Below are 23,848 nucleotides of genomic sequence, written 5' to 3'. Positions count from 1 at the left end.
TATAAATCAAATTTTTATCAAGTGATAATACTTGACTAATTTACTCTGGTAATTAAAATTTGCACTCTTTTGTGCAGGGGGCGTTATGAAGTTAACATCAAAAGGCAGATATGCCGTTACAGCTATGCTGGATGTTGCACTACACACAGGTGTAGGTCCTGTAGCCCTTGCTGATATTTCACAAAGACAAGAAATTTCTTTGTCTTACCTTGAACAATTATTTGCTCGTTTACGTAAAAATGGCCTAGTAAGTTCTGTTCGTGGACCTGGTGGTGGTTATTTACTAGGGCGTGAAGCGGGCGTCATCTCTGTCGGCGATATTATTAGCGCCGTAGACGAATCGGTCGATGCAACACGTTGCCAAGGTGCCGATACCGGCTGTCAGAGTGGTATGCGTTGTTTAACACATAATTTGTGGTCAGACTTAAGCGCACGCATAGAAGAATTTTTGAATAATATTACCCTTGCTGAATTGGTGGAAAAATCAGATGTGAAAGAAATAGCATCGCGCCAAGATAACAGTATCAATAATGCAATTAAGCAGTTGGAAAACATTCAAGTAAGCTGTCAACTTTAAGGTTGACCTGCAGCGGAGAGAGAAATGAAGTTACCGATTTATTTAGATTACGCAGCGACCACGCCTGTTGATGAACGTGTTGCTAAAGAAATGATGCAGTGCCTGACAATGGACGGTAAGTTTGGTAATCCTGCGTCACGCTCACACCGTTTTGGTTGGCAAGCAGAAGAAGCTGTTGACCAAGCGCGTACAGATATTGCTGATTTAATTAATGCAGACCCACGTGAAATTGTTTTCACATCGGGTGCAACAGAATCAAATAACCTTGCTATTAAAGGTGCAGCACAGTTTTACAAGAAAAAAGGTAAGCACGTTATTACCGCTAAAACTGAGCATAAAGCTGTAATCGACACATGTCGTGAGCTTGAGCGCCAAGGTTTTGAAGTAACTTACATGGACGTCGAAGAAAACGGCCTACTTGATTTACAAAAACTTGCCGACACAATGCGTGACGACACAGTACTTGTAAGCATCATGCACGTTAATAACGAGCTAGGTGTGATTCAAGATATCGCGACTATTGGCGAAATGTGTCGCGAACGTAAAATTATGTTCCACGTAGATGCAGCGCAAAGCGCGGGCAAAGTATTAATCGACGTGCAACAGCTTAAAGTTGATTTTATGTCGTTCTCTGCACATAAAGTGTATGGCCCTAAAGGTGTTGGTGCACTTTACGTTCGTCGTAAACCACGTGCTCGCCTCGAAGCGCAAATGCACGGTGGCGGACATGAACGCGGTATGCGCTCTGGTACACTAGCAACTCACCAATTAGTGGGTATGGGTACTGCGTTTAAAATTGCTAAGCAAGATTTCGAAAAAGATCACGCACACATCAGCGCCTTACGTAATCGTTTAATCGACGGCATTATGGCTGATATGGACGAAGTATACTTTAACGGCACACAAGACCAATCAGTACCGGGTATTGTAAATATCAGCTTTAACTTTGTTGAAGGTGAGTCGTTACTTATGGCAGTAAAAGACATTGCAGTATCGTCAGGTTCAGCCTGTACATCTGCAAGCTTAGAGCCTTCTTATGTATTACGTGCACTTGGCCGTAACGACGAATTAGCACATAGCTCAATTCGTTTTAGTATTGGTCGCTTTACTACCGAAGAAGAGATTGATTACACCGTCGAATTAATGAAAAACTCTATCGGTCGCCTACGTGAGATGTCTCCACTTTGGGAGATGCATCAAGAAGGTATTGATTTAGATTCAGTTGAATGGGCTCACCACTAATAGTGTGAGCACATACCCTAGCAGGTAATGAGGATAGAATAATGGCTTATAGTGATAAAGTAATCGACCACGTAGAAAACCCACGTAACGTAGGTACTCTAGATAAGAACGATCCGTCAGTGGCAACGGGTATGGTAGGCGCACCAGCATGTGGTGACGTAATGAAACTGCAAATTAAAGTATCTGCCACTGGCGTTATTGAAGATGCAAAATTCAAAACCTACGGTTGTGGTAGCGCAATTGCTTCATCTTCACTTGTAACAGAGTGGGTTAAAGGCAAAACGCTAGACGAAGCAGCGACAATTAAAAACACTGATATCAGTGCAGAGCTTGAGTTGCCACCAGTGAAAATTCACTGTTCAATTTTAGCCGAAGACGCAATTCAAGCAGCAATTGCAGACTACAAAAGCAAACAAGCGAAGTAAGAAGAGAAACTCATGGCAGTGACATTGACAGATGCGGCAGCAAACCGCGTACAATCATTTTTAGCAAACCGCGGTAAAGGTTTAGGCCTGCGCGTTGGCATTAAAACGACGGGCTGTTCAGGTCTTGCTTATGTACTTGAGTTTGTTGACGATTTAAACGAAGACGATGAAACTTTTGCGGCTAAAGGTGTCACCTTAATTGTTGACGCTAAAAGCTTAGTTTACATTGACGGCACAGAGCTCGACTACACTAAAGAAGGCTTAAATGAAGGGTTTAAATTTAATAACCCGAATCAAGCAGATGAGTGTGGTTGTGGCGAAAGCTTTACCGTTTAAGCTTTAAATATCTTTGTAGTATAAATAAGCCCTGCCAGTTAATGTAGGGCTTTGTTATTTCTGAATATTATTGGTTGAAGTTATGCGTTACTTTGAATTATTTGCAGTCCCCGTTGATTACAATATTGATTTAGCAACGGTTAACAAGCACTACTTGGAATTACAGCGTACTGTACATCCCGATCGCCACGCGAATGCGAGCAGCCGCGATAAGTTAATGGCTGTGCAAAGCACCGCCGAAATTAACGATGCGCTACAAACATTAAAGCACCCAGTAAAACGTGCCGAATATATGTTGAGCGAGCTAGGCGTTGATATTCGTGCAGAGCAGCAAACCTTGCAAGATCCAATGTTTTTAATGCAGCAAATGGAACTTCGCGAAGAACTTGAAGAGCTAACATCAGCTAGCGATCCTGATACCGCCATTGCAAATTTTGAAAAACAAATTAAGCAATTAAACGCGCAATACAGTGCACAACTTGCTGAGCAATTAGCAAGTAACGATGAGCAGCAATATCAACTTGCCGCAGATAATATTCGTAAACTGAAGTTTGTTTATAAGTTACGTGAAGAACTAGAGCGTATCGAAGACAGTTTATTTGACGATTAATTACTTGCTGCAAAGCGAGCAACACGAGTTTAAAGAGCATTATGGCATTATTGCAAATTGCTGAGCCGGGGCAAAGCGCGGCACCACACGAACATAAACTAGCAATTGGTATTGACCTTGGTACAACTAATTCATTAGTTGCAACAGTGCAAAGTGGCGAAGCCCGCACGTTAACTGATGATCTTGGCGCGGCTATGTTACCGTCGGTTGTTCGTTATCAAGCAGGCGGTATTACTGTTGGCGCAGAAGCTGCACAAGCCGCAACGCAAGACCCTGCTAACACACTTATTTCGGTTAAGCGTTTTTTAGGTAAAACTCAGGCTGAAATAGAGCAAAGTTATGGGCAACTACCGTATGAATTCTGTGAGCACAATGGTGCGCTAGCAATAGAAACTGCGGCAGGTAAAATTAGTCCAATTAAGGCATCAAGCCATATTTTAGCTGCATTAAAAGCACGAGCTGAGCAAAGTTTTGGCAACCAAGAAATTTTAGGGGCTGTAATCACAGTACCAGCGTACTTTGATGACGCACAGCGCCAAAGTACTAAAGATGCCGCAGAGCTTGCTGGTATTAACGTACTACGTTTATTAAATGAGCCAACAGCAGCAGCGGTTGCTTATGGTTTAGATTCAGGTCAAGAAGGTATTATTGCTGTTTACGATTTAGGTGGTGGTACGTTTGATATATCAGTACTTAGATTACACCAAGGTGTGTTTGAAGTAATGGCAACCGGTGGCGACTCTAGCCTCGGCGGCGATGACTTTGATTCGCTCCTTGTTGATTACTTTAAGCAGCAAACAGGTGTGTCAGCATTATCACCTTCAGTTTTACGTTTATTCATCAATAAAGCAAAAGCGTGTAAAGAAGCATTAAGCCAATACGCTAAAGTAAACGTGGGCCTTGAGTTTGACGATCAAAAATACACCGTTGAAGTAACGCGCGAAACGTTTGATGAAATGGCTATGCCACTAATTAAAAAAACGCTGCGCTCGTGTCGTCGTGCTGTAAAAGATGCTGGCATTGAAAATGAAGAAGTGCTGCAAGTTATTATGGTAGGTGGTTCAACCCGTATGCCATTGGTACGTAGTCAAGTACAAAGCTTTTTTGATAAAGAGCCACTAACTTCAATCGATCCTGATCGTGTTGTAGCCTTAGGTGCCGCGCTTCAAGCCGACGTGTTAATTGGCAATAAGCCCGATTCTGACATGTTATTGCTTGATGTATTACCGTTATCGCTAGGCCTTGAAACTATGGGTGGTTTGGTTGAAAAAATCATTCCGCGTAATACAACGATTCCGGTAGCACGCGCACAAGAATTTACAACGTTTAAAGACGGTCAAACAGCCATGTCATTACATGTGCTGCAAGGTGAACGTGAGCTTGTTGATGATTGTCGATCGCTTGCTAAGTTTAGCTTAAAAGGTATTCCACCAATGGCGGCAGGCGCTGCGCATATTCGTGTAACCTTTAAAGTTGATGCTGATGGCCTATTAAGTGTTTCAGCTATGGAAAAATCAACAGGTGTACAAGCTGAGATTCAAGTTAAGCCTTCGTTTGGTTTATCTGATGACCAAGTAGCTAACATGCTAAAAGAATCAATGAGCAACGCTAAAGGCGACATGCAAGCGCGTATGCTTAAAGAGCAACAAGTAGAAGCGTTGCGTGTAATAGAAGCGCTTAATGCATCACTTGAAGCCGATGGTGCATTACTTGACGATATGCAACTAGCTAACTTACGCGCTGAAATTGCAGAACTGGTAAAAGTGCGCGAAAATGCACAAGAGCCTGGCGAGATTAAAGCAGCTATCGAAAAAGTCGATAATGCGAGTAGCGACTTTGCATCGCGTAGAATGGATGCATCAATTAAAAAGGCCCTTACAGGGCAGTCAGTAGACAACATTTAAGAGAGATTAGAATGCCACAAATTGTTTTTCTTCCACATCCTGAATTATGTCCTGACGGCGCTGCAATTGAAGCTCCTACAGGTCAAACGGTACTCGACGCTGCGCTTAAAAATGGTATCAGCATTGCGCACGCTTGTGAAAAATCGTGTGCATGTACTACGTGTCACTTAGTGATTCGTGAAGGATTTGATTCACTTGAAGAAAGTGATGAGCTAGAAGACGACATGCTAGATAAAGCATGGGGCTTAGAGCCTGAGTCACGCCTTGGTTGCCAAGCAATTATAAGAGATGAAGACCTAGTGGTTGAAATACCTAAGTACAATCTCAATATCGTTAATGAAGAGCACTAGTTTTTAACGATGTATATATTAAAAGCCGCTGTTTGATACAGCGGCTTTTTTGTTTGTGAATTGTAGGCGTGACGAGTAAAACTCGTAAGTTATTTTGTAGGCAAGCAAAGCATGCTGGCGTTATGTGTTTTAACTCTAGGTTATAAATATAGAAGCTGCGCTTCTCACGTGAGCAAGCTCAACGTCTACAGCAAATTTTAAATTATATATTTATTTTGTAGACGCAAAGCTTGCTGGCGTTATGTGTTTTAACTCTAGGTATAAATATAGAAGCTGCGCTTCTCACGTGAGCAAGCTCAACGTCTACAGCAAATTTTAAATTATACATTTATTTTGTAGACGCACAGCTTGCTGGCGTGACGAGCAAAGCTCGTAAGTTATTTTGTAGACGCAAAGCTAGCTTGTGTGATGTGTTTTAACTCTAGGTTATAAATATAGAAGCTGCGCTTCTCACGTGAGCAAAGATCCTAAAATGTTAGCCTTGGCTTTATGCCACGCATTAAAAGCTAACACCTTAAAACGTAATTTTGGAGGTTTATTTTGAGTAATCTTATTTTTTCTGACTCATTTATTAACGGCGAATTTTATAAAACTGATACGCGCTTTAGCGTTAACGATCCCGCTACCGAAAAAAGTATTGTTGAAGTAAGCGATATTGACGAGCAGGGTGTAAATAGCGCAATAACCGCAGCTCAAGAAGCTTTTGTTAAGTTAAAAACGACAAATGCCACTGAGCGAAGCGAAACCTTGATGCGCTGGTATGAGCTAGTAATAAAGCACAAGCAAACACTTGCAGAGCTAATGACCAAAGAGCAAGGCAAACCACTCAAAGAATCCCTTGGTGAGATTGATTACGGTGCAGGTTTTATCAAATGGTTTGCAGAAGAAGCCAAACGTAGTTACGGAGATGTAATTCCGCCAACAGATGACTCGCACCGTTTAACCAGCTTTAAGCAGCCTGTCGGTGTTGTAGCTGGTATAACGCCGTGGAACTTTCCTATTGCTATGGTTACTCGTAAAGTAGCGCCAGCTTACGCTGCGGGCTGTAGCTTTATACTTAAACCTTCTGAACACACGCCACTTTGTGCTATTGCGCTTGCTCATCTAGCCGATCAAGCTGGTTTTGTTAAAGGTGCATTTAATGTACTGGTTTCTCAAGATGCCAAAACAGTAGGTAAAATGCTGACTGACTCAGAAGTTGTGCGTAAGTTTACATTTACCGGTTCTACCGGTGTAGGTAAGCAGTTGCTATCGCAATGTGCTGACACAATTAAACGCACCTCGATGGAGCTTGGCGGTAATGCACCTTTTATTATTTTTGATAATGCCGACTTAGATGAAGCTGTTGAAGGGCTAATGGCGGCTAAATTTAGAAATAGTGGGCAGGCATGTGTTGCTGCAAACCGTATTTTTATACAACGTAATATTCTCGACAAAGTACTTTCAAAAATCACGCCTAAGGTTGCAGCGTTAAAAGTAGCAAATGGTTTTGAAGACGATGTTGATATTGGTCCACTCATTTACCCTAAAGCCAAAGAGAAAGTGCAACAGTTAGTACAAGACGCACTCGATAAAGGCGCGACGCTGATTGGTGATAATAGTGACTTAGGTGGCAGCTTTCAAAACCCATTAATTGTAAACAACGTCACTACAGAGATGGATATTTACCACGAAGAGGTATTTGGCCCAGTGTTAACGGTTATTCCTTTTGATGAAGAAAGTGAAGTGCTTGCGCTTGCCAACGATGTACCATTTGGTTTAGCAGCTTATTTTTACAGCCAAAACATTAAGCAAGTCTACCGAGTTAGTGAAGGGCTTGAATTTGGTATGGTCGGCGTAAATGAAGGTGTTATATCAAACCCAGTAGCGCCATTTGGTGGTGTTAAGCAATCTGGTTTGGGTCGAGAAGGCGGTCATCAAGGGCTTGATGAGTACTTAGAAGAAAAGTACGTGTGTATTAAAATATAACGCCCGTTAAGTTTATGAGCGCGAATTTACTTCGCGCTTTTTTATGACGTTAATATGGCAGATATATGAACTTTACCTTTTACTGTTGCTACACAAAGCACTAAATGCTACCTTTGGAGCCATATTTTTTGTTAATAAAATAACATAAAAAAACTAATAAAAAGTAAAAGGATTTCTATAAGTAGAAATAACCCCGTGTGTAAATGCCACCGTAAGGTGGCATTTTTTTGTTTGAATAGTTATAGACTGTAATAAGCGCATTTTGAATAAAGGCATGGCTTATAGGTGCTAACTTATAGGGGTGTAGCCGGGTAAATTATCAAAATCTATCTCATCTAACTGCTCTGGATCTGCATACTCGTTGATATAATTTTTATAAACTTCTGATTCAATAAAAATAGCAAAAATGTCAGCATCAAGATGGTTTTTAGCAACCATTGACCCTAAAATAAATAAACACTCACTGACCGGTTTTGCTTTTTTGTAGGGCCTATCTACTGCAGATAGCGCTTCAAAAATATCCGTAATAGCCATTAACCTTGCAGGCACCGACATTTGCTCTTTGGTTAAACCTCTTGGGTAACCAGTACCGTCAAGTTTTTCATGATGACCTAAAGCATATTCAGTAACATTGCTTAAGTGTTTAGGAAACGGCAGGGCATCTAAAATATTTTTAGTTACATCCATATGGCGCTTCATTACTTCACGTTCGGCTTCGGTTAGCGTGCCTCTTCGTATTGTTAAGTTTTCAACTTCATCAGCTGAGAGCAATGGTGTATTAATATCATTAATAACGAGTTGGTATTTGTTTGCAATGCGTTCAATGTGCTCAAGTTCTGCATCACCTAAAAACTCGCCCCCTACATTAACACGCTGTAATAATGCACGGTCTAATGCCAACTGTTTAAGCTCGGTATCAAGTAGGCGTTCAAATTGTTGAACTTCGATAGGTTTTTGCAGCTTCATCGCACAGATGATCTTTTGCTGATACGCTATTTTTAAATCTCGGCTAATTATTTCAAATTTAGCATCTACATATTTTATTCGATCAAAAATAGTTTCTAGTTTTGTCGACTTTTCCATAATGTGATCGGGGGTTGCTATTTTCCCACAGTCATGTAACCAGCCAGCTATATCAAGCTCATGTCGGTCGGCTTCACTCATCGAAAATGAAGCCAAAGGGCCTTTATTTATATCATTAACGGCATCAGCTAGCATTAACGTGAGTGCAGGCACTCGTTTACAATGGCCACCGGTATGAGGAGACTTTTCATCTATTGCCATCGCAATTGTTTCAGCAAAGGTCGAAAAGAGATCTTCCATTCCCTTAATTAGTGTTGAGTTAGTTAGTGAAATAGCGCCTAAAGAGGCAAAAGATCGAATTAGAGTGACGAGCTCTTCACTAAAAGGAATGTTTTTATTTTGCGCATCTTTTACATTTATAAGCTGGATTACACCAATAATGTCATCTTCATGATCTTTTAAAGGAATTGTTAGCATGGACTCAGAACGATAACCCGTGCGTGCATCCATTTTGCGTGCAGCGCTCATATCAAAAGGCAAGGCATCATACACGTCAGGAATGTTAATCACTTCGCCTGAATTCGCAGAATGCGCAACAATAGCAGTGTCATTTGGTTTGCCATCAATAAAAAGATCTATATTGGGGAAATCAACGGGGCTACCTAACGTGCCACCTAAATAAAGATTTAATGACTTATTTATTACCGTTTCAAACTTGAGTTGTTTGTTTGGGGTAATAGAGTAAATGCTGCCAGCATCAGAATTTGCTATCGACATTACAACTTGCAGTATTTCATCAAGTAATTTAGACGAGTTTTTTTCGGTTGTTAGTCTAATGCTAATATCGATAAAGTGCTGAAGATTTGTTTTGTCTTTAATGTGCTGTCGCATATGTTTACTACTTTTGAGTATGTTTGAAGGCACCATTCCAATCCTTAGCTAGTGTTTGCAAATCAGTGCCCTTAATACGTTCAATAAAAATGGCATAAATGTTGGGGCTAAATACGGTTGTACTGTGTAGCTCTTTAAATAAGCTAAGCGCTTGTGGCCAGTTTTTTTTATAAAAAAGCGTTATGGCCTGCTGCGACTTTTTAACTTCATTTAACTGCTCTTCATCGAGCTTATCTGTAAAGTTTATAGGTTCAAACAACTGTACAGCAGCTGTTTTACCAACAACTTGCACTTTATCTATTAGACGAAATGAAATATGGGGGCATTCCTTCATTGTCTCTTCTGTAACAAGAATAGCTACGCCATAAAATTTGGTCAAGCTTTCTACTCTAGCACCTAAATTAACAGTATCACCAAGAACTGTATAGGCTTTACGGTAAACCGAACCCATATCACCTACATTCATGTCGCCAGTACTTAAACCGATACCTATTTTTATTGCAGGCTGGTTGTTTTCTGCAAATAACTGATTTATTTTCGTTAACCCGTTGATCATAGACATTGCGGCTTCAACACCATGGCGAGCGTGATTTTCATCTTTTAGTGGGGCATTCCAAAATGCCATCACCATATCGCCTACGTACTTATCAATAGTTCCGTGATGATCAAATATGATTTTGGTAATAGCCGTAAGATATTCGTTTAAATATTCACTTAACTGATGAGGGGTCATACTTTCTGATAGTGAAGTGAAACTACGAATGTCGGCAAACAACACCGTCATATTTTTTCGCTCACTTTTTTGAGATAAACTTTTACCTTGCAGTATCATTTGGTTTATACGCTCAGGAGGAACATATTGGTCAAACATAGATTTTATTTTTCGGCTGTGTTTCATTTCAGCGATAGAGCCTACAATGATGTAATAACCGGCTAATATAATGATGAGTAAAAGAGGCATTAATAAAGGTAAACTAATTTTTTGTACTGACCATAAATAAACGTTTAAAAATATAACGACACTTGTGACTGTAAGAGACAAAACAATAATAAAACGTGCGCTCTTAGCATGGCTAAAAAACGACAGTACGAAACCCGTCAATGCAATGATGAGTAAGCTTGCTCCCTGTGACCAATTAGGTTTAGAGGGAAGTAGCTCTGGGTGCATTAACCCTTCAAATATATTGGCATGAACCTCCACACCTGGGTATTGCAAACCAACAGGTGTTGACCTTAAATCAGCAAGCCCTACGGCGGAAGTACCAATAAAGGCTACTGCGCCTTCTAATTCCTCTAAACCAATTTTTTTGGTCAAAATATCGGTAGCCGAATAATAGGGAAAGCTATGCGCACGCCCTTTGTAAGGAATTAATATTTGCCCATACTCATCAGTTTGAATCCACTTATCTTGAAACTTTATACCTTCGAATAAGGTTATACCATCTAACCTATTGGAACGGGTTTCTATGTTTTCAGCAAGGGTATAAAGTCGAGCAACTTCAAGTGCTAAAGAAGGATAAAGCTTATCGCCAACTCGATTTATAAGAGCTGCTTTACGTATAAAACCATCTTCGTCAATATGTGCATTAATAAAGCCGGTGCCCGTTGCAGCATTTTGTAACTGTGGAATATTTACAATAGCACCAGGAAACTGGTTTATTTGTGAATTAGTGTGTTCTTCGCTTGCCCATACAACACTGTTTTTAGCTGGCAAGTTTTGATTAGTCAGTTGTTCATCAATTAGTAAAAAACCAAGAACAGTATCATTTTTAGATAATGCGCTTGCTAGTTTTGTGTCTGCATCGACTTGCTTCGTAATTTCAGCAAAGGGGATGGTGTACTTTTTTGATAAATCAGGAATCTCAGACATAATTTTTGTAACAGGGTTTTCTTCCTGTTCAGAAAAAAATATATCGAATGCAATAACAATAACACCTGCATCGCTAAGCTTTGTAACAAGGTCGGCTAATTTTGAGCGACTCCAAGGAAAGCGTCCTTGTTCTTGCATGCTCTTTTCATCGATATCAATTATTACAACGGTTTCATCAATACGCCTAGGCGTCTCTGAAAGCGTCAGTAATAACCGAGAGTCGTATATTATACCTTCTACACGGTTAACTAACTTTGCAAGCGACCCAGTTGAAAATAACTCTATTGATGCAATTAATAATGTAATAACAGCGCCAATAAAAAAATGCTTTGAGGTAATGGGTTTTAAGAAGCTAATGAGTAACGCTCCTTGATAGACTAAAAATCAAAAACTCGTCCTTCTCGGCCGCATTCTATTTTTACCTGTTGAGCGTACTGCGTGTGTAAATACTTTTCTATAGCGATTAATTGTTCATCGGTTCTTGATGGATCGTGGCTAATAATAATTACATTTTTAATACTCGCTTTTATAGCAAGCTCAGCAACCTGATCTATGGTGCTATGACCCCAACCATGCTTAAGAGGCAAGTCTGCATCTATAAATTGAGCATCGTGAATTAGTAAATCAGCGCCTTCAATAAAATTGCTCCATTCGCAAATACTTGTGTTTACCTTCTCTGGTGGGTTTAGCTCATTGTCGGTAACGTAGGCTATCTTTTTTTCATCTGCTTTAATGCAATAAGCAGTACCGCCACCAGGGTGATTCAGTGGAGCAGTCGAAACCAAAAAACCGTTAAGTGTAAATTGCTTTTGAGACGATAAATCAGTATTAAGCGTAATGCTGGCAGGTAAATCCTGATAACACACAGGAAAGTACGAACCACTCATTTGCTTTAATATGGCATCTTGGCTTTTTTTATCATCAACGTTGCCAGCTACAATGGTTATATTGCGGTTGGGTTGGTAGATAGGTTTAAAAAAAGGAAACCCTTGAATATGATCCCAATGATTATGCGTTAGTAAAATATTGATAGGACTTTGTGTTTCTAGTAAACGTGCACCGAGTTCTACAATACCGGTACCAGAGTCTAAAATAAGATCTTTACCGTTATCTTGTTCAATGTACACACACGAGGTATTTCCCCCAAAAATGTGTGTATTACTTCCAGCTGAAGGCATCGAGCCTCTAACACCAAAAAATTCAACTTTCATAATTTAAGGCTAAGCTCCATCTGCTTCAAAATTGAATTTAGAAATACTAACATTGTTAGAGTTAGTGTCATTACAGGTGATACTTACAACAACTTGGGTATCATTTTGCAGGATGATTGAAGTAAATACATGTGTACTGACACATTGGCTTGCTTCATAAAATCCGACACCACTGGCTCCAAACGTATTATCTAAAGTACCGTCAGTTAAAATGCGCGCTAACATTCCTTTATTGTTAGCCTTGCCTGCTAAAATAAGTTGATTGCTGCTATCTAGCGCTGCACCACTTAGCTCAGTGTTACCGGTTGAGGCCAAAGTATATTCACCGACACCGTTTTCGGCAAAGCTAGTATCAAGCGTACCCGTAACAAGCAACCTAATAACATTGGCTTTATTTGGCGAATCAATAAGGTTTGCTATTAAATATAACTTACCCGTTGTGTCAGTTAAAATCTGCACTATTTTATTGTCGGTATCTGTAGTTTCCTCACCTACATATTTAAAGATTTCAGTACCGTTTGAGCTCAACTTCAATGCGATTAGCTTTGAAGTGCCACTTAATACAGACTTACCACCAATGAAAATATCTGCATTGTTGGTATGTACGCGGTTATAGTACTCAAAAGCTGAGCCTATGATACTTCCGCCAGTGCCAAAGTTAGGCTCTAGAGTACCTTCTGGCGTCAACATTATAACGATTGGGTTAGGAGTACCACTTGTTACTATTGACCCAACAGTAATAATGTTACCGCTGTTATCAAGTGCAATATCTGTCAGGTTTACCAATTCTGCGCCACTGACAGAAGTTGTGTATACACCGTCTGTTGCAAATGAAGTGTCTAAATTACCAGACTGTTCAACTTTAGCTACAAAGCCCGCTTCACCATTTTCACTATTTTTAGAGCCCGCAATAAATAAGCTGCCGCTATTGTGTTCAACCAACGCTATATTAGATGCGCTTAAATTTATGGCAATTTCTTTATGGCCACTTTCGCTGAAGCTAGTATCTATAGCACCCGCACTCGTAAAGCGTGTTAATACTAATTTAGTAATTGAGTTCGATTTAGCCGTTGATGCAAGAATATATTTACCGACATGAGGGCCATTGCTCAGTTGTAAAACGTGCATTGATTGATCGTCAGATTCTGCGCTTATAGTATCAAAAGCAAGATAACCAACGTCTGCAAAGTTACTGAATAATGTGGCTTGCTCGTCAATTGCTGCAACAAATGGTTTAGTGGTTGAGTCGTCAATAACACCTGATACCCATACTGTATCATTCGCATCTATAGTTGCCGATTTGGCAAATTGCTTACCATTGATACCTGAAATAATATTAATACCTGATGCGCCATAAGTACTATCAAGTGAGCCATCAGACGTTAAAATACGGGCAGAAAATAGTTTCTCACTAGCAGAAACTCCAGTAGTGCCAGATAACGTAATCCCATTTTTAATTGGCTCATATTTTACGCCGGTTACATTCGCGCCACCATCACCACTACCACTATCACTATCAATATCGTAAATAGCAGTACCTGCATCACCAAAACTCGTTATAAGAGTACCCGTTTTATCAATAGCCAAAACCACGGCTTCTTTTTCACCACTATTACGAGTTATGTAACCACCTACAAAAGCTGTAAAGTCGGTGTTTTTAGCGCCGCCAATTGCAAATAGTTCGTCATCTTTATTATTCTTGGACAAGTCGAGCGATAATGCTGCGCTACCATTAAAACTTCCATTGTTTTCACCATCAGAAATTAAATAACGAATAAGTACGTCTTTATCACCAGTTGCACTTGTGACACTGCCAACAACCATAAGATCAGAGCTATTAAAGTTTTTAATAGCAAACGCTTCGTCATCTCTACTAGCGCCGCTCACATCGACAATTTTAGGGCTTCCGGCTTCATAAGCGAGCGTAGAGATATCGTATTTTATCCATAAGCTATCGTTGTCGTTACCATTAAATGACTTACCAACAGCCTGAATTTTATTGTCGCTAAATTCAAGGTCATTAATCACGAGGGTGCTTGCTAATGAGGTACAGTGAATACCTGAATTATTATCTCCAGAGTTATTACTTAATACGCCAGCGGTATTCATTTTCAACAAACATGCTTCGGTATTTGTGCCATCAAAACTAGTGTAAGCAACAAAGAGGCTTGTACCATCAGAGATGATAGCTGTTGCTTGTTCATCATTTTCTAAATCTAATACTTTAACGCCATCACCATTAAATGCTGTATTTATCACACCACTCGTTGTATACGATGCAATAACAATATCTTTGTCGCTGTTATTACTAAAACCTACAAAGTAAAGGTTATTATTTAGCTCAATACTGTCATTAAATTCACCGCTTGAAAAAATTCCAGAAAGCTCAAGTTCACCTGTTATAGGGCGACCAAATGTTTCATCTTCAACAGGAACTAGGGGCTCCGTATCATCAGTGATATCAATTATTATATTAATAGTAGTTGTTTCGTTAGGCGTACCGTCGTCAGTAATAGCTAGGCTCAATATGTACTGAGGAGTTGTTTCAAAATCAAACGGGCTTTCACCTTTTACAGTTAATAAGCCAGAATCATTATTTATTTCGAATATGGGGGCACCACTGAGTATGGTGTAACTTAAATTTTGGTTCTCAATGTCTGAGGCACTAACAGTCCCAATAGTGTCGCTATCGGTTGCGTTTTCGCTAATATTAAAACCTTGGTTTGACGCAACTGGAGCATCGTTAATAGGAGCAATCGTAATTGACAAACTAGCAGTATCTGTAGCGTTATTCCCATCATCTACAGTATAACTGACAACAACAATACCGTTGGTATTTGCAGCCGGTGTGTACTGTAGTTTGTTATCAACAACGGATACTGAACCGCTATCAGCTGACGCTGCTGTTATGCTTAGGTTATCACTATCAGCGTCTATATCATTAATCAACACATCAATGAGTAGCGGTGCTGCATCTTCATCCATCGTTGCCGTGTCAGCATTTGCTATTGGAGCATCATTTACAGGTGTAATAGTGATAGTTAACGTTGTTGTACTGGCACCGCCGTTGCTATCACTTACAGTATAAGTAACTGTTGCTAAGCCGTTGTCGTCGGCTTCCGGTGTGTATTGAATTTGATTGCCAAGCACTGATACAGAGCCAATATCAGCTGAGACTGCGCTGATGGCAAGGCTGTCGCCATCCTCGTCTGAGTCATTGGCTAATACGTTTATCAGTATTGGTGCTGCATCTTCCGCCATAGTTGCCGTGTCAGCATTTGCTATTGGAGCATCATTTACAGGTGTAATAGTGATAGTTAACGTTGCTGTACTGGCGCCGCCGTTGCTATCGCTTACAGTATAAGTAACTGTTGCTAAGCCGTTGTCGTCGGCTGCCGGTGTATATTGAATTTGATTGCCAACCACTGATACAGAGCCAATATTAGCTGATGCTGCGCTTATGGTAAGGCTGTCGCCATCCACGTCTGAGTCATTGGCTAATACGTTTATTAGTATTGGCGCTGCATCTTCATCTATCGTAGCTGAGTCTGCGTTTGCTATTGGAGCATCGTTTACGGGAATAATAGTAATTGTTAAGTTAGTAGTTGCAGTACCGCCGTTACCATCACTTATTGTGTAGTTAATAATTGCGGTTCCATTTGTATTAGGAGCAGGCGTATATTGGATTTTATTATCAACAACAGATGCAGAACCTCTATCTGCAGTAGCGGCTGTTATCACAAGAGTATCGCCGTCAATGTCGGAGTCGTTAGCTAATACGTTAACTAATAACGCAGGAGCATCTTCGTTCATCGTTGCTGAGTCAGCATTTGCAGTAGGGGCATCATTAACGGGTGTAACAGTAATCGTCACACTTGCTGTTCTGTCGTTTATACCTTCATTACCAGTGCTATAACCATCAGTAATGGTATAAGTTAGTACTATTTCACCTGAAAAATTTGCTGGTGGAGTAAACTGTATTTTTCCGGCGACAATAGTCGCTTCACCAGCAGTATTTTCTATATTAGAAATACTTATTGTATCGCCATCTGCATCAGTGTCGTTAGCTAGCACATCTAAAAAAGATGCAGAGCTGTCTTCGTCTAACGTATATTGATCGTCATTGGCTTGTGGAAAAGTATTAACGCCGCTTTCACTTAAGGTTACTTGAGCTGTTGCAGTTAAACCTTGCTCATTTGAAATTGAATAGGTAAAGCTATCTACACCAATAAAACCTAAGTCTGGCTGATAGGTAAACGAGCCATCAGCATTTAATGTTAGTTCGCCATTTTGAGTTGTATTAATTGCCGTGGTATTAACCGATAAATCACCAGCCTCAATATTAAAGTCGTTAATTAACAAGCCATTTTGTACTGTTACTTCAAATAGTTTATTTTTGCTAAATTGATAGGCATCATTTTGTGCAACAGGGTTATCGGGTTCGCTGTTTATTACTAAAGTTACTGTGGCTGTAGAGGTTGCACCTAATGAGTCTATAGCTTGGTATTGAAATTGATCAACACCATTAAAATTAGCATCCGGCACATAACTAAAGCTGCCATCAGTTGCTAATAATAGTTGGCCATGTGTGGGTGCCACCATAAACGTTTCATCAACTGAAAAACTGTCATTATTTGGGTCAGTATCGTTACTAAGCACACCATTAGCTGCTGTAACCACAAGTGTTTCATCTTCGCTTAAACTATAGCTATTATTTTTTGTTATAGGGGCTACGTTAGTGTTTGAACTTACAATAGTTACATTTGCAATAGCCTGAGCACCTTGTGCATCAACAACTCTGTACTGAAAGCTGTCTTGGCCTTGCATATTTTGCTCGCCTTGGTATTCAAATCCACCATTATCAAAAAGGGTTAATTGTCCTCTGGTTGGTTCGCTAACCGGCGTTGTATCAACAGTTAAGTCATCTAAGTCTATATCGCTATCGTTTATAAGTAAGCCTGGCGATAGGACAACTAAGGTTCCATTATTTGTAATGCTGTAAGTATTATCAAGCGCAATAGGAGCGTCGTTAACAGCTAAAATGGTTATCTCTACAACTGCGGTATCTGTCATACCTAGCTCGTTAGCAACTTGATAGCTAAAGGCATCTTCACCATTAAAGTTTGCAATAGGGATATAAGTAAAATCCCCATTTTCATTTATATTAAGAGTGCCATGCTGCGGTAGAATTAATGCATCTGCATTTACACGTAAATCACCACTGTATTGATTCGTATCATTTGTTAGCACGTTGCCTTGCAGAGTTTGATCTTCATTTATCTGAAACTGATCGACATTTGCCTCTGGTGCAAATGCAAGCTCTCCACCCACTGGTGCTATGTTTATTATATTAGCAAAACCACTTTCACCACTGCCATCAACACCGGTAATAAGTACTTGGTAACTTTTATTAGTAAGTGACTCGGTAATGCTTAGTGCAGTATCTTGAATACTTAAAAATTGTTGCCCATTCTCTAATTCATTAATATTAGTAGATGAGACTCCAGCTTGAGTTGCAATATAAACGTTGTAACGATTAAGTTCGGGGTTGGCCTGCCACGAAAGATTAATATTATCTTCGTCTCGATGTGCTGTAACACCTTCAATTTGATATGGTTGCCAGTTAAAAGTGATTGCATCAGCAAGGACTTGATTATTTAAAGTGTCAGTTATCCATATTTCAAGGCGTATTTCCCCTGGAGTTACGCCATAAAGCGCAGGGCTGAGACCTATAATTGACTTTTCGTAGTCAACGCCACAATCAGAAGAACAAAGTGATATGCTTTTATTAACGCTAGGGAGTACTAAATTAACTTCAGCAATGCCATCAGTATCCGAAGCTTCAGTAAAAAAGAAACATTACCCTGTACGGTGTCGTTTGTTTGTGAAAAAACAATATCAGCGCGAGTATTAGCTAAACTTGCTCCAACAACCCCTCTACTTGAAGTGACAGCACCTAAAACTTTTGTACTCTTGGTTTGATTACTCGCTATAACACCTGCCAAATTTATATAGCTAGTCACCGTTGGCGGTATTACTTCAGCCGTAGGTGATTGTATTGCCTCTTGAGTGGGGCTTTCTTCTGAGCCTCCACAGGCACTTAACAAAAACACCATAGAACCAAGCAAAAATAAACTTTTTGCTGTCATTTTAAATACTCCATAATAAAAGCTTTGTATCCAATGTGTTTATGGTTCTAATTTAAAAGAACCGCTAGCATTTACATCAGGATTATTTATTTCGTTAAGATTAAAGTTGCCAGTAATGTTGTCTAAGTCATTCAAAAATATTGCATCAACATCACCCTCGGCTTTATTGTTACCATGGGATGCAAATGTAACGACCAGCTCAAGTTCGCTTAAATTTATTAAGCCGCTGTAAGCTGCATACCAATTTCCACCGGCGTCATTAAAACTAATTTCGCCATCAGGCACGGTGCCATTATCAAAATCAACGGCCATAGTCATAGCAAAGTCAGCAACAGCACCCACACTCGAATTTACATTAAAGCTTGATGCCTCATAGTTAAATACACCTTGGCGCTGAGCTATTTGATCGACTAAAGATGCGCTGCTAACAGTTTGAAATTGTTGTTCAGAATATATATCCATAACACCTGTATCAGCTTCAAAAGCATTTACTTCAACTTCAGTTACCGATGCTTGCTCAGTTTCTTCTTCGTTGTCGTCTTTAGGATCAATTGCTACTATATTTTGATCAAACACGCGTGCCGCACGTGTTGTTTTAAAGACTTCACCAGTGGCTGTAATTTGTGCAAACGAAAATGCCTCGTTATCACCCAAAGAAACCACGTTATTATTTTCTAACGTTAAATCTATTGCGCCATCCCATACCGCTAAAAATACATCGCCTTTAACGAGCTGAACTTCAAAATGCGTTCCGCGTATACCAATAGAGCCAACGGGAGTTTTTACACTATAAGAGCCGCCATTTTTTTTAATTACGCCGGAAATAGATCGCAAACCGCCTTTAAGTAACTCAATAGAAGCAGAGCCCTGTTGGGTATTGTCATTAAATTCGTAGTTAGCAATATTTAATTCTGAGTTTTCTTTTAAGGCTATTAAACCACCATCCAACATCGAAAATTGCGCTTTGCTTTTCTCTCCAGTCGTAATGCGATCTACGCCAAAAACAGTATCTCTGCGCTGCAACTGTCGTTGTTGTTCATTGCTTCCATCAACCGCGAGTACAGAGCCTCGTGCTAAAATAGTTTTACCAGCAGGGTCGTTTGCTTGTGTATAAAAACTTACACAAAGTAAAGTGGTAATTACAGGGAGTAAATGTTTCATAAATACCTTAAATTAAAATGAGTAAGAAGCGCTTAAATTTATATCTAAACGGTCATATTCGAATAAAGAAATATTACTGGATTTATCTTGATAGTTGGCAGCCAACTGTATGGCTAAATCGCGATTAACTAAGTAGCGAACAGAAGTTGAGAACATAAAGAGGTTATCGGCACGTTCTTGTAAAAATAAAGGGTGATCATCTTTATAATTAATCCATTGGTATCCAGCAAGAGATAACAACTGCCAATGTTGAGCCAACTGAGTGTTCACTTGGTAGTACAAGCTCGTAATATTACGGCTATTAAATTCACCCTCTGTAATGTCAGCTTCCTCGCTTTTAGCGTTAATGCTTAAGCTTTGAAACCAATTTCGAGCTGCATAGCTAGCACCTGCATTTATCGCATAAAATGAGTTATCGAGCTTTTCATCAAATCTATTGTTTAAAACACCCGCAGTCAAAGAGCTAAATAAATTAACTTGCTTATTTAGCGTAAAATTTGCTCCGGCCGTTAAAGCTGATTCAGTACGATAAAGTTCACCGTCAAGCATCAGCGAAGTGGTAGCAACTCGTGCAAACCAACTTATGTCATTTTGTTTATATTGATAGGCGGCATTAATGTTCGCATTTATACGATCGTATTGACTGAGTCCATCAAACTTGTACCACCCAGTATCAATACTTAAAGTGATTAAGCTTTTTTGGTCAATAGGGTGAGAGTACTTTCCTCTGTAATTAAGTCGTGCATAGTTGTCCTGCGTACTTTTACTTTCTGGCGATAACAAAAATTCACCAATATTAGGAATTATAATCGTATTTTCTGCAGTACCTGCGTTTACGTTGCCATCTACGCCAAGGGCAAGCTCAATATTTTGTTTATAAGAGCGTCCAGCTTCTTGTTGCTTAAGTGCTGCAGTTTCTAGCAATGACTGTGCTGAAGATTTAATGTTATTAGGTGTGTCAGGTGAGTTGATTAGTATTAAAGCTTGAGTATCGGCTGCAGGTAAATTATTAACTGTTAAATAAGCGCGAACTAAGTACAAGCGAGCTTCATACCATCTAGGATTATTTTCAACCACGCGTTCAAAGGCAAATACAGCTGGCGCCGCATGCCCTGTTTTAAGTGCACTGACCCCTAATAAAAAGTCGTATACGGGTTCGCCCAGGTACTGATATTCACTATTACTTTTTTGATAAGCCTGAGTGTATTTTTTTTCAGAAACTAATTTTTGCATTTCAATCAATAGCTTATTATATTCATCATTGCTTTTAGCCAATGAGTTAAAGCTCATTACAGCTAAACAACTACACAGTAAATTTCCTAAAACCTGTTTAATCATGCTTAATTTTATATCCCAGTAGAAGTTTGATGTTTAGTAAAAAGTGATGCCAACATTAGAAACCTACCACTTTTAGTAGTTAAGTATAGTTAATACAGTCACATTGGTTAATTAATTGTAGATAAGTAATGAGTTATACCAATCCGCGATAATACTTAATCATTTTGCGGGGCTAAACGTGTCGCTACCTGTGTTAAAAAATTCTCATTTACGACTGCATGGATGCAGAAGGTAGAGCAATGCAGGAGCAATTGCCGAGAACAATTAAATAGCGAATTTTTTGCCAAGCTATCAACATGTTTTTCCATCCTCAAAATAGAACACTTAATTAAGCGAATTGGTATTAATACTTGTTTATTAAATATTATTACTAATTAGGGCGTGTTGATCTTTGTGGATTGAAATTTTTTAATCTAGGGATGATTTAATCGCTGCGTGAGATTTACAAATTAGTGGATTTAACTAGAGTATGAATAATTGTGTTGTAATCTTAATATAGTAAGAGGTTTTAGAATTTATATAATAGGATAATTAATAGGGTATAAATATGAGGCTTTCTAGGAAAAAAGTGGGGCGATTGACGGGGCTTGAACCCGCGACAACCGGAATCACAATCCGGGGCTCTACCAACTGAGCTACAACCGCCACTACACACACCTCGTTTGGTGTGGCGCGCATAATACATAAAATAATAATTGTTGTGAAGCCTAAAAGTGAAATAAATTAAAATAATTTAAATCAGGCAAATTTAATTAGTATTAAGTCGTTAATATTTTTCCAAAGTAGGCTACATTTTATTGGATAATTGCCTATAAAAAATCGAGTATAGTTGCATTTAATAGTATTAATTCATTATTTCATGAGAATAAATTGTAAATTAATGTATAATAATGCCCGAAAACGCTTAATAAAAAACATTTGGAGTAAATATGGATTCAGTACTTAATTGGCTTAACGATAACTCAGGCCTAATTTTACACTATGGTATTCAAGCAGTTGTTGCGCTTGTTATCTTTTTACTTGGTAGTCGTGTTGCTAAGTTTTGTTCTAACTTAACTGAAAAAGGTTTTGCTAAAAAGAAAGTAGATAAAGCTGTCGGCTCATTTGTTTCAAGTATTGTGTACACACTTGTATTTGCTGTAACTATTTTAATGGCACTTTCGCAAATTGGCATTGAAACAACTTCGTTCATTGCTATTTTAGGTGCTGCCGGTTTAGCTGTTGGTTTGGCATTACAAGGTTCATTATCTAACTTCGCATCAGGCGTACTAATTATTTTACTTCGTCCATTTAAGTCTGGTGACTTTGTTGAAGCAGGTAATAAAATGGGTACAGTTAAAAAAATCGAAATATTCTCAACTGAACTACGTACTCCAGATAACAAAGTAATTATCGTACCAAACTCTCAAATAATGTCTGGTGCTATTACTAACTTCTCACGAGAGTCTACTCGCCGTATCGATTTAGTTATTGGTGTTGGCTACGATGCTGATTTACGTCACGCAAAAGAAGTATTAAAATCTGTATTAGATGCAGAGACACGCATACTTAAAGATCCAGCTTACAATGTATCTGTAAATGAGTTAGGCGATTCAAGTGTTAACTTTATTGTTCGTCCTTGGGTTAACGCTGCTGATTACTGGCCTACTTACTGGTCATTAATGGAAAATATTAAAATCGCATTAGATGATGCAGATATTACTATCCCATTTCCACAAATGGATGTTCACTTTCACAAGCAAGACTAATTTTAAATAGTTATTTAATTAAAGTTATCTTTAATTGTTGTAGTGCTAAAAAGCTATTAAACATAAAATTTTCATGCGGGATCTGCCGCATGAAAATTTTTTACATTATTACTTAGCTGTTTAGCTTGCTCTAACAAGTAATGCTTTAATAAAATAGATGTACATTTATACAAAGGTTATTTTTTAATGAAATTAAAGCTTTTATCAGTTTTAGTTGCAGCTTCTGCTGCAACAAACGCATTTGCTGCAGACGCAGAACAAAGAACATGGGAAGTTACCAGTGAACTAGGTGCTATTGTCACAAGTGGTAATACAGAAACGACCACACTTAAAGGTGGCATCAAAGTTCAGCACAACCTTGAAAACTGGAACAACGAATACAAGCTAGACGGCATCTACAAAGAAGATGAAGTTGAAGATGCTAATGGTGACAAAAACAAGCAGCGCACTAACGAAAAGTATTCAATTTCTGCACAAGGTAATTACAAATTAAATGAAGATCATTCTCATTTATTCATTTATGGTTCACACGTTTCAGATTATTTTGGAGCGTATAGAAGTGAGTCAGTAATTTCTGCAGGTTACGGTTTACGTTTATTAAACGAAAAAACCATGTGGTTAAGTGCTGAAATTGGTCCTGGTTATAAATACTTTGAATACCCAGATGACAGCACTGAAGTTGATGACAACGGTAACTCTCTTGCTGGTGAATTTGAAGGCGAAGTAATTGCCTTGGGTAAGTTAGATTACAACTGGCAAATTTCTGAGAATGCACGTTTTACTCAATTAGTTGCTGTTGAGTACGGTGATACAAACACTAAAACTCGCTCTGAAACTGCATTACTTGCAAAAATAAACGGCTCGTTACAAATGAAAGTCGCTTTTAATGTCACTAACAACTCAGATGTTGCTGACGACAAAGAAAGCACTGACACTGAAACGTCATTCACGTTGGTTTACAGTTTTTAACCAATGTAGTTAAGTTAATGACACTAAAGTGACAAAAGGGACGAAAGTCCCTTTTTTATTTTCTTAAAATTAAGGT

17 protein-coding genes and 1 tRNA gene are annotated in these 23,848 nt (G+C 39.1%); 10 read left to right on the top strand and 8 right to left on the bottom strand.

The genetic code is table 11. The features are described from left to right. Positions 1-85 precede the first annotated feature (85 nt). The 8 genes from iscR (at position 86) to QMA08_RS13065 (ending at position 7,412) form a co-directional block, all read left to right on the top strand. Positions 86-577, top strand: coding sequence for a Fe-S cluster assembly transcriptional regulator IscR (iscR, locus tag QMA08_RS13100; protein ID WP_002958424.1), 492 nt, complete (start codon positions 86-88; stop codon positions 575-577). Between the two features lie 24 nt (positions 578-601). Next, positions 602-1,819 carry an IscS subfamily cysteine desulfurase gene (locus QMA08_RS13095; protein WP_002958425.1) on the top strand — a complete coding sequence of 406 codons (1,218 nt, stop codon included), beginning with the start codon at positions 602-604 and terminating at the stop codon, positions 1,817-1,819. Between the two features lie 41 nt (positions 1,820-1,860). Continuing rightward, the gene (gene iscU / locus QMA08_RS13090) at positions 1,861-2,244 is read left to right on the top strand and encodes a Fe-S cluster assembly scaffold IscU (protein WP_002958426.1); all 384 of its coding nucleotides are present in this window, start codon (positions 1,861-1,863) and stop codon (positions 2,242-2,244) included. 12 nt (positions 2,245-2,256) lie between these two features. Next, on the top strand, positions 2,257-2,580 hold the full coding sequence (gene iscA / locus QMA08_RS13085; RefSeq protein WP_002958427.1) for an iron-sulfur cluster assembly protein IscA: 324 nt from the start codon (positions 2,257-2,259) through the stop codon (positions 2,578-2,580). 82 nt (positions 2,581-2,662) lie between these two features. Continuing rightward, complete coding sequence (gene hscB, locus QMA08_RS13080; protein WP_002958428.1) at positions 2,663-3,190, top strand: co-chaperone HscB; 528 nt, start codon at positions 2,663-2,665, stop codon at positions 3,188-3,190. A gap of 41 nt (positions 3,191-3,231) precedes the next feature. Next, positions 3,232-5,094, top strand: a complete 1,863-nt coding sequence (hscA, locus tag QMA08_RS13075) for a Fe-S protein assembly chaperone HscA (protein WP_002958429.1) — start codon at positions 3,232-3,234, stop codon at positions 5,092-5,094. 11 nt (positions 5,095-5,105) lie between these two features. Further along, on the top strand, positions 5,106-5,444 hold the full coding sequence (gene fdx, locus QMA08_RS13070) for an ISC system 2Fe-2S type ferredoxin (protein WP_002958430.1): 339 nt from the start codon (positions 5,106-5,108) through the stop codon (positions 5,442-5,444). Between the two features lie 540 nt (positions 5,445-5,984). Next, complete coding sequence (locus tag QMA08_RS13065) at positions 5,985-7,412, top strand: NAD-dependent succinate-semialdehyde dehydrogenase (protein ID WP_290174683.1); 1,428 nt, start codon at positions 5,985-5,987, stop codon at positions 7,410-7,412. Between the two features lie 288 nt (positions 7,413-7,700). Here the strand turns inward: QMA08_RS13065 and QMA08_RS13060 are convergent, their stop codons facing one another. From QMA08_RS13060 to QMA08_RS13025, 8 genes are all read right to left on the bottom strand, one after another. Beyond that, positions 7,701-9,362, bottom strand: coding sequence for an HD family phosphohydrolase (locus QMA08_RS13060; RefSeq protein WP_290174682.1), 1,662 nt, complete (start codon positions 9,360-9,362; stop codon positions 7,701-7,703). Continuing rightward, entirely contained in the window at positions 9,334-11,553 is a 2,220-nt protein-coding gene (locus QMA08_RS13055) for an adenylate/guanylate cyclase domain-containing protein (RefSeq protein ID WP_356783080.1), read from the bottom strand. The genes QMA08_RS13060 and QMA08_RS13055 overlap by 29 nt, the downstream gene beginning before the upstream one ends. 20 nt (positions 11,554-11,573) lie before the next feature. Continuing rightward, positions 11,574-12,407, bottom strand: a complete 834-nt coding sequence (locus QMA08_RS13050) for an MBL fold metallo-hydrolase (RefSeq protein ID WP_290174681.1) — start codon at positions 12,405-12,407, stop codon at positions 11,574-11,576. 9 nt (positions 12,408-12,416) lie between these two features. Further along, positions 12,417-17,738, bottom strand: coding sequence for an Ig-like domain-containing protein (locus tag QMA08_RS13045; RefSeq protein WP_290174680.1), 5,322 nt, complete (start codon positions 17,736-17,738; stop codon positions 12,417-12,419). Between the two features lie 473 nt (positions 17,739-18,211). Beyond that, positions 18,212-18,556 (bottom strand): hypothetical protein, encoded by a 345-nt coding sequence (locus tag QMA08_RS13040; protein WP_290174679.1) that lies wholly within the window; start codon positions 18,554-18,556, stop codon positions 18,212-18,214. A 39-nt stretch (positions 18,557-18,595) separates the two neighbouring features. Further along, entirely contained in the window at positions 18,596-19,717 is a 1,122-nt protein-coding gene (locus tag QMA08_RS13035; protein WP_290174678.1) for a FecR family protein, read from the bottom strand. 12 nt (positions 19,718-19,729) lie between these two features. Continuing rightward, positions 19,730-21,055 carry a hypothetical protein gene (locus QMA08_RS13030; protein ID WP_290174677.1) on the bottom strand — a complete coding sequence of 442 codons (1,326 nt, stop codon included), beginning with the start codon at positions 21,053-21,055 and terminating at the stop codon, positions 19,730-19,732. 569 nt (positions 21,056-21,624) lie between these two features. Continuing rightward, a tRNA-His gene (locus QMA08_RS13025) sits at positions 21,625-21,700 on the bottom strand. 284 nt (positions 21,701-21,984) lie between these two features. Between QMA08_RS13025 and QMA08_RS13020 the strand changes: the two genes are divergently transcribed. Together QMA08_RS13020 and QMA08_RS13015 are read left to right on the top strand one after the other, a co-directional pair. After that, positions 21,985-22,803 carry a mechanosensitive ion channel domain-containing protein gene (locus tag QMA08_RS13020; RefSeq protein WP_002958438.1) on the top strand — a complete coding sequence of 273 codons (819 nt, stop codon included), beginning with the start codon at positions 21,985-21,987 and terminating at the stop codon, positions 22,801-22,803. Positions 22,804-22,989: 186 nt separating this feature from the next. Continuing rightward, positions 22,990-23,772: a DUF481 domain-containing protein gene (locus tag QMA08_RS13015; protein ID WP_002958439.1), complete on the top strand. Its 783-nt coding sequence runs from the start codon at positions 22,990-22,992 to the stop codon at positions 23,770-23,772. Positions 23,773-23,848: the final 76 nt, after the last annotated feature.

It is taken from the genome of Pseudoalteromonas sp. APC 3355, assembly GCF_030407615.1.
GTDB classification, from domain to species: Bacteria; Pseudomonadota; Gammaproteobacteria; order Enterobacterales; family Alteromonadaceae; genus Pseudoalteromonas; species Pseudoalteromonas distincta.
Note: the sequence above shows the minus strand (reverse complement) of the source record. Positions and strands in the feature narration are given on the sequence as shown.